Genomic DNA, 14,923 nt, shown 5'->3' on the forward strand with positions numbered 1-14,923 from the left:
GCTGCCCGTGCGTCCCCGCTGTGGGCCGGGGCGGCCGCCAGGAGGCGCTACCGGTCAGGCGCCGTCGTGGCGCCAGCCGGCGGTGACCAGCGCGCCGCTCGCGAACAGGTTGTTGACCTTGGTGATCTCCTGGGCGTTGGGGAAGGCGCTGGTGCAGGAGGTGCCGGCGCTGCTGCCGGACATCAGCTCGGAGCAGACGCCGGTCCGCCGGTCGGGCAGGCCGAGGATGTGGCCGAGTTCGTGGGCTGCGATGCGCGTGGGGTTGTGGCCCTCGGCGGTCGCCTGGCGGCCCATGTAGATGGTGCCGTTGCCCAGGGAGTTGACGTAGGCGCGCGGCCAGTTGTTGTCGGCGTAGACGCGGATGTTCAGCGGGCGACCGGAAGTCCACCGTTCCAGGCGTACGTTGCTGACCCGGGCGTTCCAGTTGGCCGCGCCCTGGTGCACGGCGTTGACGAATTCGGCGGCCTGGCTCGCGTCGTAGTAGAGCACCCGTACGGCGGCGGGCGCGGGTGCCGCGGTGGCGGTGCCGCTGCCGAGAAGCTGGGTGGACAGGGTCATCGCGATGGCGGCAAGGGTGGCCGCCGCGATCCGCGCGAGGTGAGATCTCATGCAGACACCTTCACGCACACCATCAAACATTTCAATGTGTACATGAAATTTCGGCATGCTGCTGCGCGGCGCCGCCCGGGCGAGGCGGCTCACCGCGCCGGGCTGCCGAGCTGCGTCTCAGTACTTTTGCCACGATCGTCGAAAGTTGTGACTGAACCTCAAGTACATCTGTACATCTATAAAAAAGAATCCTAAGGTGTCTACACCAGGCATCGGCGTGCCAGGTCGCTTCAGGACAGACAACGCATCGGTCCCATGTCCTGGCACGCCGCTGAGAGCGGGTTGCCACGTCTGTGAACGGTGCGCAGCGGTCCCCGCTCACACTGGAGGAAAAGTGTTCGCTCCGTCCCGATGGGCGCGCCTGACTATGGCGAGCGCCCTCACCACAGCGGTCGTCGCCGCCGCCGGGTGGCTGCCCGCCACCGCCGCGGCCGCGGCCCCGCCCCCGCAGACACCCGGTATCACGCTGCGGACTTTCGACCTGCAGGTCGCGCTGAGCGCCCTCTGCAACCTCAAGCCCGCGCAGACCCCCAACATCGACAAGCTCATGTCGACGATCGACTGGACCACGTCCGCCCAGTTCGGCCTTGAAGACAACTTCTACACCCAGGCCCTGGGGTACGTGAACATCCCCACCGCCGGTAGTTACAACTTCCGCCTGATCAGCGACGACGGCTCCCGCCTGCTGATCGATGACAACGTGGTCATCAACCACGACGGACTGCACGGCGCTACGGCCAAGGACGGCGCGGTCACGCTGACCACCGGCTACCACGCGCTGCGCATCGACTTCTTCGAGGCCGGCGGCGGCCAGCAGCTGACGCTGCAGTGGCAGACGCCCGGCTCGACCACGTTCGTGACCGTGCCGAACTCGGTGCTCAGCACCGACGCCGGCGTCGTGCGGGTCACCGCCCCGGGCCGCAAGGAGTGCGAAGGCACCGGCGACTCGCCGGGCGACGGCCTGCCGCTGACCTCGGTGCACCCGAACTTCACCCTTACCAACCTGCGCCCGGCCGGCTTCGAGCCGCGGGTCACCGGCATGGACTGGCTGGCCGACGGCCGCCTGGTCATCTGCACCTGGGGTGGCACCAACGACTCCGGCACCTCGCAGGCCGGTGAGGTCTGGATCCTGGGCAACACCGGCGGCAACACCACCCCGGGCGCGGTGACCACCAAGCGGGTCGCCAGCAACCTGAAGGAGCCGATGGGCCTGAAGATCGTCGACGGGGTCATCTACGTCTCGGAGAAGATGCGGCTGACCAGGCTGGTGGACACCAACGGCGACGAGGTCACCGACCAGTACCAGCAGGTCGCGACCTGGCCCTACGGCGGCACGTTCCACGAGTTCGCGTTCGGCCTGATGTACGACGCCGGGTTCTTCTACCTCAACCTGTCGGTGGGCATCGACTACGGCGGCAACACCACCAACCCGCAGAAGGTGGGCAACCGCGGCACCACCATCAAGATCAACAAGGACACCGGCGCGTGGACGTACGTCGCCGGCGGCCTGCGGACCCCGCACGGCATCGGCTGGGGCCCGGAGAACGGCCTGTTCGTCACCGACAACCAGGGCGGCTGGCAGCCGGCCTCCAAGCTGGTGCACATCAAGCAGGGCCGCTTCTTCAACCACTACCTGAACCCGGCCGGCCCGTTCGACAGCGCCCCGGTCACCCCGCCGGTGATCTGGCTGCCGCAGAACGAGATCGGCAACTCGCCGAGCACCCCGAAGTACATGACCAGCGGCCTGTACGCCGGGCAGTTCGTCATCGGCGACGTCACCTACGGCGGCCTGCAGCGCGCCGCGGTGGAGAAGATCAACGGTGAGTACCAGGGCGCCCTGTTCCGCATGACGCAGGGCCTGGAAGCCGGTATCTCCGAGGTCAACGTCGGCCCGGACGGCGCGATCTACGTCGGCGGCATCGGCGGCGGCGGCAACTGGGGCCAGACCGGCAAGCTCAACTTCGGCCTGCAGAAACTCGCCCCCAACGGCGGCAACGCCTTCGACATGCTGAACATGAAGGCCCTGTCCAACGGCTTCGAGATCGAGTACACCCAGCCGGTGTCGGCGGCGACCGCCACCAACCTGGCCACCAAGTACCGGGTGAAGCAGTGGCGCTACGTCCCGACGGCGGCCTACGGCGGCCCGAAGATCGACGAGGAGACGCTGTCGGTGTCGTCGGCCACCCTGTCCGCCGACGGCAAGAAGGTCACCCTGGTGATCAACGGGCTCAAGGCCGGCCGGGTCGTGCACATCCGCTCGCCGAAGCCGTTCGGCTCCAGCAACGGCCAGTCGCTGTGGAACACCGAGGTCTGGTACACCCTCAACAACATCCCGGGCCAGGCCCCGTCGAGCAACCTGGCGCTGAACAAGCCGGCCACGGCGGACAGCTCCTGCGCCACCTCCGAAGGCCCGGCGCAGGCCGTCAACGGCAGCGTCTCGGGCGGCAACGCCGACAAGTGGTGCTCGCTGGGCGCGACCAAGTGGCTGCAGGTCGACCTCGGCTCGACGCAGACCGTCAACCGGTTCGTCGTCCAGCACGCCGGCGCGGGTGGGGAAGCGGTCGGGTTGAACACCCGGGACTTCAACATCCAGACGTCGACGAACGGCACGAGCTGGACCACCGCGGCGACCGTCACCGCGAACACGGCCAGCACCACCACGCACAACATCACCGCGACGCAGGCCAGATACATCCGGCTGAACGTCACCACCGGCGGCACCACCGGCAACCTGGCGGCCCGCATCTACGAGTTCGAGGCCTACGGGACCACCGCGCCGCCGGCGGGCAACCTCGCCGTCGGCAAGCCGGCGACCGCGGACAGCTCGTGCGCCGCGGCCGAAGGCCCGGCCCAGGCGGTCAACGGCAGCGTCTCGGGCGGCACCACCGACAAGTGGTGCTCGCTGGGCGCGACCAAGTGGCTGCAGGTCGACCTCGGTTCGGCGCAGACGGTCAGCCAGCTGGTCGTCCGGCACGCCGGGGCAGGCGGCGAGAACACGGCCTGGAACACCCGCGACTTCAACCTCCAGCTGTCCACCAACGGCACCAGCTGGACCACGGTCGCGACCGTCACCGCCAACACGGCCAGCATCACCACGCACAACTTCACCGCGGCCCAGGCACGGTACATCCGGCTCAACATCACCACGCCGGCCAGTGACGGCAACGGTGCGGCCCGGATCTACGAGTTCGAGGCGTACGGCACGACGACGCAGCCGACCCGGATCGTGCTGTTCGACGGCACCAACATGAACAACTTCCAGCACTCCAACGGCACCCCGGTCACCTGGCCGCTGGGCAACGGCGGCGTGGAGGTCCTCGGCGGCGACATCAAGTCCAAGCAGGCGTTCGGCGACTTCAAGCTGCACGCCGAGTTCTGGCTGCCCAACCTGCCGATCGACGTCACCGGCCAGCAACGGGCCAACAGCGGCATCTACCTGCAGGACCGCTACGAACTGCAGGTGCTGGACTCGTTCGGGGACACCACCCCGGCCAACAACGAGTGCGGTGCGATCTACGAGAAGATCGCCCCGTCGGTCAACGCGGCCACGGCGCCGGAGACCTGGCAGACGTACGAGGTCACGTTCCGCGCGGCCCGGTACAGCGGCACCACCAAGACCGAGAACGCCCGCGTCACGGTCGTCTGGAACGGTGTCACCGTCATCAACAACGCCGAGATCAACGGGCCCACCGGCAACGGCGCCGCGGAGACCTCGGCGCCCGGTCCGCTGCGGTTCCAGGACCACGGCGACCCGGGAGCCAACCTGTTCTACCGCAACATCTGGGTGGAGCCGGCGGTCTGACCCGTACGTCATGAACGACCGAGCCGGCCCGGATGCGCGCATCCGGGCCGGCTCTTCGGTGTCCCGCATCAGGGCTTGCGTATGCCACGTGTCGGTGCCGAGGCCGCCCACCCGGCCGAGGTTGACGGCGTGCCACTGCCCGGCCCGTCACGGCCTGAACCGGGTCGCCCCGTCGATGCAGAAAGCCGTGGTCGCGGCCGCCTCGCCCGGCAGGCAGCGGCCGTCGGACAGCACCCGGTTCCGCAGCGGCGTACCCAGGTCGACCTCGTACGGGACCTGGTTGTTGCCCGGGCACGACGCAGCGCCGGTCTGCTTCGGCGCCACGCTGAAGGTCACCACGATCTCCGACTCGCTCAACCGGAGCTGCGGTGTCAGCACCTGCCCGGTCACGCCGTCGTTGCAGCCCAGCCGCGAGACCAGCGCGGTGAACCGGGTCGACGACGCGGTGAGCGTCTGACCTGGCGCGAGGTCCCAGACCGCGGCGTCGCCGTCGGCGGACGGCGCGGTGTCCGGGGCGGCAGCCGGGGACGAGCCCGGCCCGGCAGCGGACGGTGCGGGGCCGGTCGCGCACCCGGCCGTCATGGCAGTCAGGCACGCCGCGGCCGTCAGCGCGACAGCCTGAAGTCGGGTCAGCATTCCCGTGAGACGCGGCCGCGGCGTCCCCGGGTTCCGTCTCAGCCGCTTCGTGATCACCCGCGCACGACGTTCAGGTCCGCGGTGAAGCCACGATCCAGCGGAAACATCGGCCGCACAAGGTGGCGGTACGGCAGCCGCGCCAGGTCCTGGTCGACCCCGCCCGGGGTCAGCGCGAGCAGCCAGTCGCCTGCCGCGTCGAACAGCTCGGGCTCCAGGTAGCCGATCTTCACCACCACGACGTCCACCGCGTCGACCGCGACGCCCAGCCGGGTGTACGACTCCAGCAGCCGGTACTGCATCCGCCGTGACGTGACGAACACGCTGAGCCCGCCGATGCGAACGCTGACGCACCGCCCGCCGTCGGGGTCGTCGGCCACCGCCTCCAGGACCCCGTCGAGCCGCAGCGGGCCCGGGTCGCGCGGGTCGATGCGCCCACCGGCGGTCACCCGCACCGGCGAGCCGACCGGCTGGTCGGCGATCTGCGCGACCGCCTGCGGATCCACCAGCGAGGCGAACACGGCGCGGCGCGCGCCGTCGCGGATCTCGGGCCGCGCCAGCAGGCGCTCCAGCGCGAAGGTGACGTCGTCCGCGCCGCCGGCCCCCGGGTTGTCACCGGAGTCGCTGACGAAGAACGGCCGCCGGGCCGGGTCGGCGGCCAGGGCGGTGTCGAGGCACTCGTCCATCGAGCCGGTCGGGGCGGCGAACGCGAAGTCGTCGCGGGCCGCCCAGAACCGCTCACCCAGCTCGCGGGCCGCGTCTGCGGCCGCCGTGGCGTCGGTGCCGGTGACCACGACCGCGCCCTGGCAGCGCGGCTGGTCGGCCCAGGCGTACCCGACCCAGATCGCCGCGTCGACGATGCCGTCGCGGGACTCGATCTCCGGCACCTGTGCGTAGAGGCTCCGCGCCGGGTCCTCGCGGGTGCTGGTCATCTCGCCCGGCAGCAGGACCGGCACGTGGACCAGGGCCTTGTGCGGCCGCTGCCCCCGGCGCAGCGCCGCGACCAGGTTGCGGGCGGCGCGCTCGCGGGTCTCCCACACGTCGACGTGCGGGGCGGTCCGGTAGCAGGTGAGCAGGTCGCAGGCGTCGAACAGCACCCGGGACACATTGCCGTGCAGGTCCATCGCCGCGGACACGTACGGCTGCGGCCCGAGCGCCGACCGGATCGCGGTGATCAGGTCGCCCTCGGCGTCGTCGCGCCCGACGACGCTCATCGCCCCGTGGAAGTCGACCAGCATGCCGTCCAGCGGGCCCGCCGCGGCCAGGCGCTGCACGATCTCGGCTGCCCAGGTCTCGTATGCCGCCGCCTCGACCGCGCCGCCGGGCAGGGCGCGGGCGTGCACGAGCGGGATCCACTCGACGTCGGCGGCCCACGGCCGCCCGAACCATTCGTACCGTGCCAGCAGCGCGTCGCCCCGGGTGACTTCGAAGTCGTCGGCCCTGCTCAGGTGCGGTGTGAACGTGCTTGATTCGATGTGGATGCCGCCGATGGCGATGCGCAGGGGGCGGGACATGGTCGGTCGGCTCCTAGCAGGTTGGCACGGCGTCCTGCCGTGATCGTCCGTTCTTAGACCGTAACCTGCGGAAACTCGCCGAATCCCGGAGGGTGTCCCTCGGCTCGAGCGCCGTCGGAGAGCGCTTTCACCGCTGTCTGCTGGGATGACCGCGAATTGCGGAGAGCGTGTTCTCGTCTAAAAACTCTTGACTGGCGCGACGATGCAGTCATAATTTTCACTGTCTCAATATGAGCGTGAACATTACTCTCACCGTCCCTGGGAGGTCCTCGTGTTCCGAAAACCCGCCGCCTCGAGCGCGGCCGTTCTGCTGATCGCCGCAGGGCTGGTCAGCGTCGCCGCACCCCAACCCGCGGCTGCCGCCAGCTGCAGCGTCCTGTTCGACGATTTCCAGTACAGCTCTTCGGCCGATCCCGCCCTGGCGGCGCGTCACTGGACGGTCCGCAGCGGCGGCGGGGGACCGGGCATACCCGGCGCCTCATGGCTGCCCGCCAACGTGACGTTCCCGGTCGCGGACGGGCAGAAGGTCCTCCAACTGTCGGCCTACACCGACGGCACCGGCGCCGGCACGGCGCAGACGGAGATCTACCACCAGCGGAAGTTCTTCGAGGGCACCTATGCCAGCCGGGTCCGCTTCACCGACGCGCCGGTGGCTGGCAACGACGGCGACCGCATCGTGGAGACCTTCTTCACGATCACCCCGCTGGCCTACTCGATGGATCCGAGCTACGGCGAGATCGACTTCGAGTACCTGGCGAACGGGGGATGGGGCGAGACCGGCCCGGCGTTCTTCGAGACCACGTGGGAGACCTATCAGCCCGACCCGTGGATCGCCGACAACGTGCACGCCGTCCAGCGGCGCAGCTATGACGGCTGGCACGATCTGGTGGCACAGGTCAGCGGCGGCCGGGTCAAGTACTTCATCGACGGCGTGCTGGTCGCCGACCACGGCGACAGGTTCTATCCCGAGACGCCGATGTCTATCAACTACAACCTGTGGTTCATCGACAGCTCCGGCCACACGGGCGGCCGCAGCACGTACATCCAGCAGGTGGACTGGCTCTACTTCGCCGGCAACGAGGTGATCTCGGGCGATGTCGCGCGCACCCGGGTCAACGCCTACCGGAGTTCGGGGACCACGCACGTGGACGCCGTCGGCACGGGTGGCAGCTGCCCCGAACCGGGCGGCGGCGGGCCGATCTCCGCCACGACCTGGTACAGCATCGTCAACAAGACCAGCGGCAAGTGTGTCGACGCCCGTGCTTCGGGCACCGCCAACGGCACCGCCATCCAGCAGTACACGTGCAACAACTCCAACGCCCAGCAGTACCTGTTCCAGCCCACCGCCGGCAGCAACGTGCGCATCAACAACCGGAACAACGCCGCCCAGGTCATCGACGTCAGCGGGGTGTCGGCCGCGGACAACGCGCTCGTGCACCTGTGGGCGTACGGCGGCGGCGGAAACCAGCAGTGGACACCGGTGGCCGAAGGCGGCGGCTACTACCACTTCGTGTCCGTGCACAGTGGCAAGTGCCTGGACGTCCCGGGCGCCGCCACCGCCGACAGCGTGCAGCTGGTGCAGTACACCTGCAACGGCACCGGGGCTCAGTCGTTCCGGTTGGTGGCCCAGCCGTAGCAGAACTCCGGCGGGGGCGTCGGCGACGACGCCCCCGCCGGGATGACCGTCAGACGGCCGTACGCGACCACTGCTGGTTGGTGCCGGTGTTGCACGTGTACTGCTTGAGGATCACGCCGTCCGCGGTCGACGCGGCCGGCACGTCCACGCATTTGCCACTGTGCCGGGCCCGGAGCTGGAAGTAGCTGCCGTTGGCGACCATCTGGAACTGCTGGTTGGCGCCGGTGCCGCAGGTGTACTGGACGAGTTCGGCGCCGTCGGCCGTGGAAGCGCTCACCACGTCGAGACACTTTCCGCTGTGCCGGCTGACGATGCGCCAGTAGCCACTGCCGGCGTCGGAGAACTGCCACTGCTGCCAGGCGTTGCCGCCGTAGGTGTACTGGCCGACGCGCGCGCCGTTGTCGGTGTTCGGTGACTGGACGTCCATGGCCTTCCCGCTGTGGCGCACGTTGACCCGGTAGAACGTCGTCGGCTGCGGCGTGGAGTCGCCGACGGTGTCGCCCCAGGCGTACCGGATCCGGTCCGCGCCGGAGGCGTTGCGCACGGTCAGGTTGAGGTTGGTGCCGCTGCCGCTCAGGGCGAACATCGAGTACCAGTCGTAGCCGATGGTGCCGGGTTTGCCGCCGAGCGCGGGCCAGTAGGTGCCGCCCATCTGGTTGTCCCGCATCACCTGGGCCATGGCCCGGATGTGGCGGACGAAGTTGTCGGTGCTGTTCGCGTCGCCGTAGTCGAGGCCGGTGGACATCGGCCCCCCGAACTCGGTGGCCACCGCCCGGGAGGCGCAGTTGCCCAGGCGCGTCTGGATGTGGCTGCGGAAGGCGTCGTAGGTCATCGCGCTGTAGAAGAAGGCGTAGTGGTGGAAGGACAGCAGGGTGGCGTTGAAGCGGCTGTCGTTGCAGATGTCGCGCAGATCCTGGCTGTAGCCGGTGCCGCCGATGAGCACCCGGCTCGGCACAGCCGAAGTGTGGTAGCCGAGCCAGTTCGCCGCGACGTTGCGCCAGTCCACCGAGGTGTACCCGTGCGGCTCGTTCATCGGCTCGAAGTAGACGTTGGTGTTCGAGCCGTACGTGTTGGTCACGCTGGACCACATCGTGTTCCACGCGGCCAGGTTCGTGATCTTTCCACCGGAGGCGGCCCCGTCCTCCCAGTAGGCGAGGATGACTTTGAAGCCGCGCTCGGTGGCGGCGTCGATGGCGCCGCGGTAGGCGTTCCACCAGGTCGTGTTGGCCACGGTGTGGGTGTTGATGGGCAGCCGGACCGTGTTGACCCCCATCGTGGAGGCCAGGTCGTCGTAGACGGCGTTGGCCTTGGCCCGCACGGTGGCATTGCTGTCGGACTGGCTCAGGCCCTGCACGACGAGCAGGCCGGTGCTGAAGTTGTCGCCCAGCACGGCCCAGTTCATGCCGCGGAACTGGCGGGTGGCGGCCTGGGCCGGCGCGGCGAAGACGACGATGCTCGCCATCGCCGCCAGCGCGGTCGCCACGAGTGCGGTCAGCAGCCGGTGCGATGACCGGGCACTGCTCGACGGTCCTGATGCGTAGCCGTCAGGCGACTTGATCCGTGTCATGAAGGTCCCATCATCTGAACGCCCTCGCAGGCTGATGTCGTCGGTGTTACATCGGTAACGGAAGCGAGGCATCGGACGCCATGACTTGATCCGATACGTTCAGGAGCGCTCAGAGTCGAACTCCGCACCCGGATCGACGGCTCGCCGACTACCGGGGCCTTCGCCGCCTCCGGATCTTGGCGCTACATTTCTTCCGTGACCACGGTGGAGATCTGCGTGAGCGACGTGCCGACCGCGCTGGTGGCGGAGGCGGCCGGAGCCGACCGGCTGGAACTGTGCGCCGATCTCGGCCAGGGCGGCACGACTCCGAGCCTGGGGGCTGTCGAGATCGCCCTCCGCTCGCTGCGCACCGCGGGCGTACGGATCATGGTCCGGCCCCGCGGCGGCGACTTCCGGGTCGGCGAGCTGGAGGAACAGGTCATGCTCGCCGACATCGCCGCGATCCGCGCCCTGCCCAACCCGCACGGGCTCGCGCTCGGCGTCGTCGTCGGCGCCGTCACCGACGGCGCGGAACTCGACCTCGCCGTCCTGCGCCGCCTGATCGAGGCGGCCGGGCCGCTGCCGGTCACCGTGCACAAGGCGTTCGACGAGGTGCCCGACCAGTTCACGGCGCTTGAGCAGATCATCGAGCTCGGCGCGGACGCGGTCCTCACCTCCGGCGCGGCCCGCACCGCGCTGGACGGCGCCGCGCGGCTGGCTGCGCTACGGCAGCGGGCCGGCGACCGGCTGCGCGTCATCGCCGCGGGCGGCATCCGATCGCACAACGTCAGGCTGGTGCTCGCCCAGACCGGGGCACAGGAGGTGCACCTGCGGGCACCGGTGCTGCGCGACGGCCGCGAGGCCACCGACGCCGCCGAGGTACGCCGGGTCGTGGACGCCGCCCGCGCAGCGTGACCCTTCCCACCAGCTCCGCGGATCGACTGTGGCCGCGACGTGCCCGGCAGATGCCGCCGATGACACGGCTGCCGTGGCTGCCGGAAAGGATCAGACGGTGAGGAAGTACCTGCTCTTCGATCATGACGGCGTTCTGGTGGACACCGAATTCTGGTACTACAAAGCCGGAGAACGCGCCCTGGCGGACATCGGATTGGCGTTGGACAAGGATCGCTACCTGCGGCACATGAACCAGGGATCGGGCACCTGGGCGCAAGCCAGGGCGACAGGTGTCGATGAACAGACCATCAGCAGGCTACGTGGGGTTCGTGACGGTTACTACCAGGAATATCTCAGAACAGAGGCCATCGAGATCGAGGGCGTCGCCGAAGCGCTTGCAGAACTGTCGAAACACGTCCGCATGGCCGTCGTGACGACTGCAAAACGTGCGGACTTCGAACTCATCCACGAAAAGCGCCAACTCACGCGATTCATGGACTTCGTTCTTGTCCGCGAAGACTACAGACTCGCCAAGCCGCACCCGGAGCCATACCTGACCGGCTTGCAGCGCTTCGGCGCCACCAGAGAAGAGACACTCGTCGTGGAGGATTCATCCAGAGGGCTGAACTCGGCCGTGGCGGCCGGTGTCGACTGTGTCATCGTCCATAACGAATTCACGAAAGCACAAGACTTCTCGCAGGCGAGGTATCGGGTCGAAGCTCTGCGTGAACTGCAGGACATCATCCTGGAAGCGAGCTGACGGGCATCGCGGCACCGCCGGCTCTTCGCCGGACGCCGACTCCACACTTTGTCGTCAGCAGCCCGGTGACGTCGCGCAGGCAGACCTGGGAACCGGCGGTCCGCGCCGAGCAGCGCGACGACGGTCGCGCAGGCATGGGCGCGGAGGGCGCTTGCTGTTGCGGCCGACTCCTGATGAGATCGATGGTCGACGACGCTTCGGCTGCGCCCGGTCGCCGTAGCCGTCGACCCCGCCGCCGGTCACCCCGCGTAAGGAAGCCATGGATCTGCAGTTCCGCATCCTCGGTCCGGTGGCGGTGCAGGCGGGCGGTTCGACGTTGAGCCCGGGTTCGTCGAAGCAGCGCGCCCTGCTGGCAGCCCTGCTGCTGGAGCCCAACACGGTGGTCCCGCTCGACCGGCTCATCGCCGCGCTCTGGGAGGGTCCGCCGCCCGCGTCGGCGGTCGCGAACCTGCGCACCTACGCGTCCCGGCTGCGGGCCGCGCTCAGCCAGGCCACCGGCGCGTCCCCGGTGGTCGGCCGGCCCACGGGTTACCTGGTCGAGGTCGCCGACGACGCGCTCGACGCGCTGGTCTTCGAACGCGAGGTCGACGCCGGCCACAAGGCCGCCGCCGACGGGGCGGCGGCCCGCGCCGTCGAGCACTTCGGCCGGGCGCTCGCACTGTGGACCGGACCGGCCGCCCAAGACGTGCCCCGTTTCCCGCAGGGGCTCGGCGTCGCTCTCGAAGCGCTCGACGAGCAGCGGCTCAGCACCGTCGAGGCGTGGCTGGACGTGCGGCTGCGCCAGGGCGAGACGGCGGCGGTCGTCGCCGAGCTGCGCCGGCTCACCGCGGCCCATCCGCTGCGCGAGCGCCTGTGGACCCTGCTGGTCAGCGGCCTGTACGCGGCCGGGGACACCGCTGCCGCGCTCGCGGCGTACGGCAAGGCGCGTGAGGTGTTCGCCGACGAGCTCGGCGTGGACCCCGGCCCGGAGCTGGCGCGGGCGCACCGGGCGGTGCTGCACCGCGAACCCGCCCCGGGCGGCGCCGAGACTGCTCCGTCCCCGGCCGAGGTCACCGGCCGGCCGGGCGGAGCGGGTCCCGCCGGGTCCGCGGCCGGGGACGTCGGCGTGCCACGCGACCTGCCTCGCGACGTCGTCTTCCTGGTCGGGCGGGATGCCGAACTGGCCCGGCTGCTGGCGGCCGTACGGGCGGGCGACGGCGCGCAGGTCGTCGCGGTGTACGGGCCGGGCGGGGTCGGCAAGTCTGCGCTGGCCGTCCACGCCGCGCACCTGCTGGCCCGCGATTTTCCGGCCGGGCAGCTCTATCTCGACCTGCACGGGGCCGCCGTCGGGTTGCCGCCGGCGGAACCCGCCGACATCCTGCGCCGGCTGCTGCGCGCACTCGGGGTGCCAGGTGACCGGATCCCCGCCGGCGCGCAGGACGCCGCGGACCGGTGCCGTGCCGTGCTTGCCGGACGCCGCATGATCCTGGTGCTGGACAACGCCGTCGACGAGGCGCAGCTGCGGGCGGTGCTGGCCGCGGTCGGCGGCTGCGCCGTCGTCATCACCGGCAGGCGGCACCTGGCCGCCCTGGACGAGGTCAGCCACCTGCGGCTGGGCCCGCTCGCCGAGCAGCCCGCGATGGACCTGCTGGGCGCGGTCATCGGCGCCGAGCGTGCGCTGGCCGCGCCGGAGCGGCTCCGGCAGCTGGTGGGGCTGTGCGACCGCCTGCCGCTGGCGCTGCGGATCGCCGGGGCCCGGCTGGCCGTGCGCCCGGACTGGACCCCGGCCACGCTCGTGGCGCAGCTCGCCGACGAGCGGCGGCGGCTGGACACGCTGGCCTTCTCGGATCTGGCCGTGCGCTCCAGCCTGGAGGTCAGCGTCGGCGAGCTGGCCCGCGCCGCCGACGCGCCCGGCAGGCACGCGGGCCGGCTGCTCCTGCTGCTGGGCGTGCTGCGGCTGACGACCCTGACCGCGTCGCTGGCCGCGGCCGTGCTGGGCCTGCCCGCGGCCGACGCGGACGAGGCGCTGGGGCGGCTGCTGCAGGCGAGCCTGCTGGAACCCGACGAGTCGGGTCGGCATCGGATGCACGACCTGGTCCGGCTGTACGCGGCGGAGCTGGCCGCGGGCGCGGTGCCGGCCGCCGACCGGGCGCAAACCCTGGAACGGGCCCTGGCCTGGTATCTCGCGTCCAGCCTGCGGGCCCGTCAGCTGATCCGGCCGATGCCCGTCAACGACGACGAGCAGGTCGCCGGGGCGCCCGCGGTGCGGCCGGCGGAACCGGCCGACGCGGCGGCGGCGCTGGCCTGGTGGACCCACGAGCGGGACAGCATCTTCGCGCTGGCCCGCCAGGCCGTCGAGCACGGTCCCACGGCGACGCGCTACCTGCCGCGGCTGATGGCGGCGATGTACCACTACCTGGCCACCAACGCCTACTGGGACGAGCTGGCGGAGCTGGCGGAGCTGTCGCTCGGCCCGACGATCGAGGCCGGCGACCGGCGGGCCGAGGCGGCGTCGCGGGTCGCGCTGGCCGTGGTGCACTCCGAGCGCGGCAGGGGCGCACAGGCGCTGGAGCACCTGTACGAGGTGCTGCGCATCCGGCGCGAGGACGGCGACGAGCAGGGCATGGCCGGCTGCCTGTCGCACCTGGGCATAGCGCACCTGCGCGCGGGCGACCCGGGGCGGGCGCTGGCGGCGCTGGAACGCAGCGCGGCGCTGCATGCGCGGCTGGCCATGCCGGTGGGGGAGGGCATCGCCCGCAACGAGTGCGCCGCGGTCCTGTGCCACCTCGGCCGGCACACCGAGGCGGCGGAGCAGTTCCGGCAGGCGCTCGCGCTGCGCCGCGCGGCCGGTGACCTGATCGGCGAGGCGATCAGCGTGTACGGCCTGGGAAAGGTGTCGGTGCTGCAGGGCCGGCACGAGGCGGCCGTCGGGCAGCTGACCGACGCGCTGGCCCGCTGCCACGACGCGGGGGTGCGCACCTACACCTGGCGGGCGCTGCTGTGGCGGGCGGACGCGTTGCACGGCCTGGGCCGCACGGCCGACGCGATCGCCGACGTGGCCGCCGCCGAGCAGGTCTGCGCCGAGCTGCGTGACAGCTGGGCGCAGGGTGTCGCCGCACTGCTGCTGGGCCTGCTGTGGGCCGAGCTGCGGCAGCCCGGCCCGGCCGCCGGGCACGCCGAGCGCGGTCGGGCGCTGATGGCCGGGGCCGCCAGCCGGCCCGGTGACGACCTGATCCTGTTGCGCGGCGGGGCCGTCACCGGGTTGTCGGGGTGCTAGCAGGTGCCGACTCCGGCACGGTACGTGCAGGTGCAGGTGTACGAGCTGCCGCTGCTGTTGCACTTGCAGCGGTAGTAGTAGGGACGGCCGCCGCTGCAGTAGCAGTAGCCGGCCCACCAGGCGGAGTTCGGGCTGCAGGTCGCCGCAGCCGCTTCGGCCTTGGGCACCACGGCGCCGAGCATGCGTTCGCCCAGCGTTTCGAGCATCCTCTTCATGTTCAACCTCCTCATGTCGGGACTCAGCAAGACGCTAACGTCGCTCGATATACGGCCG

Annotated in this window: 10 protein-coding genes; 5 read left to right on the top strand and 5 right to left on the bottom strand. The window is 70.6% G+C overall.

Annotated features, from left to right (window positions below):
- Positions 1–54 precede the first annotated feature (54 nt).
- Positions 55–609, bottom strand: a complete 555-nt coding sequence (locus tag F6W97_RS15125; protein WP_155370965.1) for a snapalysin family zinc-dependent metalloprotease — start codon at positions 607–609, stop codon at positions 55–57.
- Positions 610–976: 367 nt separating this feature from the next.
- On the opposite strand from F6W97_RS15125, the gene F6W97_RS15130 reads away from it, so the two are divergent.
- Positions 977–4,411: a discoidin domain-containing protein gene (locus tag F6W97_RS15130; RefSeq protein WP_155370966.1), complete on the top strand. Its 3,435-nt coding sequence runs from the start codon at positions 977–979 to the stop codon at positions 4,409–4,411.
- Between the two features lie 147 nt (positions 4,412–4,558).
- On the opposite strand, the gene F6W97_RS15135 is transcribed toward F6W97_RS15130, so the two are convergent.
- Positions 4,559–4,993, bottom strand: a complete 435-nt coding sequence (locus F6W97_RS15135) for a hypothetical protein (RefSeq protein ID WP_155370967.1) — start codon at positions 4,991–4,993, stop codon at positions 4,559–4,561.
- 107 nt (positions 4,994–5,100) lie between these two features.
- Entirely contained in the window at positions 5,101–6,558 is a 1,458-nt protein-coding gene (locus F6W97_RS15140) for a M81 family metallopeptidase (protein ID WP_155370968.1), read from the bottom strand.
- Positions 6,559–6,829: 271 nt separating this feature from the next.
- On the opposite strand from F6W97_RS15140, the gene F6W97_RS15145 reads away from it, so the two are divergent.
- A complete protein-coding gene (locus tag F6W97_RS15145) occupies positions 6,830–8,194 on the top strand; it encodes an RICIN domain-containing protein (protein WP_155370969.1) in 1,365 nt (454 codons plus the stop codon).
- A 49-nt stretch (positions 8,195–8,243) separates the two neighbouring features.
- On the opposite strand, the gene F6W97_RS15150 is transcribed toward F6W97_RS15145, so the two are convergent.
- Positions 8,244–9,761 carry an RICIN domain-containing protein gene (locus tag F6W97_RS15150; protein WP_155370970.1) on the bottom strand — a complete coding sequence of 506 codons (1,518 nt, stop codon included), beginning with the start codon at positions 9,759–9,761 and terminating at the stop codon, positions 8,244–8,246.
- Between the two features lie 195 nt (positions 9,762–9,956).
- On the opposite strand from F6W97_RS15150, the gene F6W97_RS15155 reads away from it, so the two are divergent.
- The 3 genes from F6W97_RS15155 (at position 9,957) to F6W97_RS15165 (ending at position 14,650) form a co-directional block, all read left to right on the top strand.
- The gene (locus F6W97_RS15155; protein ID WP_155370971.1) at positions 9,957–10,655 is read left to right on the top strand and encodes a copper homeostasis protein CutC; all 699 of its coding nucleotides are present in this window, start codon (positions 9,957–9,959) and stop codon (positions 10,653–10,655) included.
- A gap of 97 nt (positions 10,656–10,752) precedes the next feature.
- On the top strand, positions 10,753–11,394 hold the full coding sequence (locus F6W97_RS15160; RefSeq protein WP_155370972.1) for an HAD family hydrolase: 642 nt from the start codon (positions 10,753–10,755) through the stop codon (positions 11,392–11,394).
- A gap of 259 nt (positions 11,395–11,653) precedes the next feature.
- Positions 11,654–14,650: an AfsR/SARP family transcriptional regulator gene (locus tag F6W97_RS15165; protein WP_155370973.1), complete on the top strand. Its 2,997-nt coding sequence runs from the start codon at positions 11,654–11,656 to the stop codon at positions 14,648–14,650.
- Here the strand turns inward: F6W97_RS15165 and F6W97_RS15170 are convergent.
- Positions 14,647–14,865: a hypothetical protein gene (locus F6W97_RS15170; protein ID WP_155370974.1), complete on the bottom strand. Its 219-nt coding sequence runs from the start codon at positions 14,863–14,865 to the stop codon at positions 14,647–14,649. The genes F6W97_RS15165 and F6W97_RS15170 overlap by 4 nt on opposite strands.
- Positions 14,866–14,923 lie beyond the last annotated feature (58 nt).

This window comes from Catellatospora vulcania, from assembly GCF_009720385.1.
GTDB lineage: Bacteria > Actinomycetota > Actinomycetes > Mycobacteriales > Micromonosporaceae > Catellatospora > Catellatospora vulcania.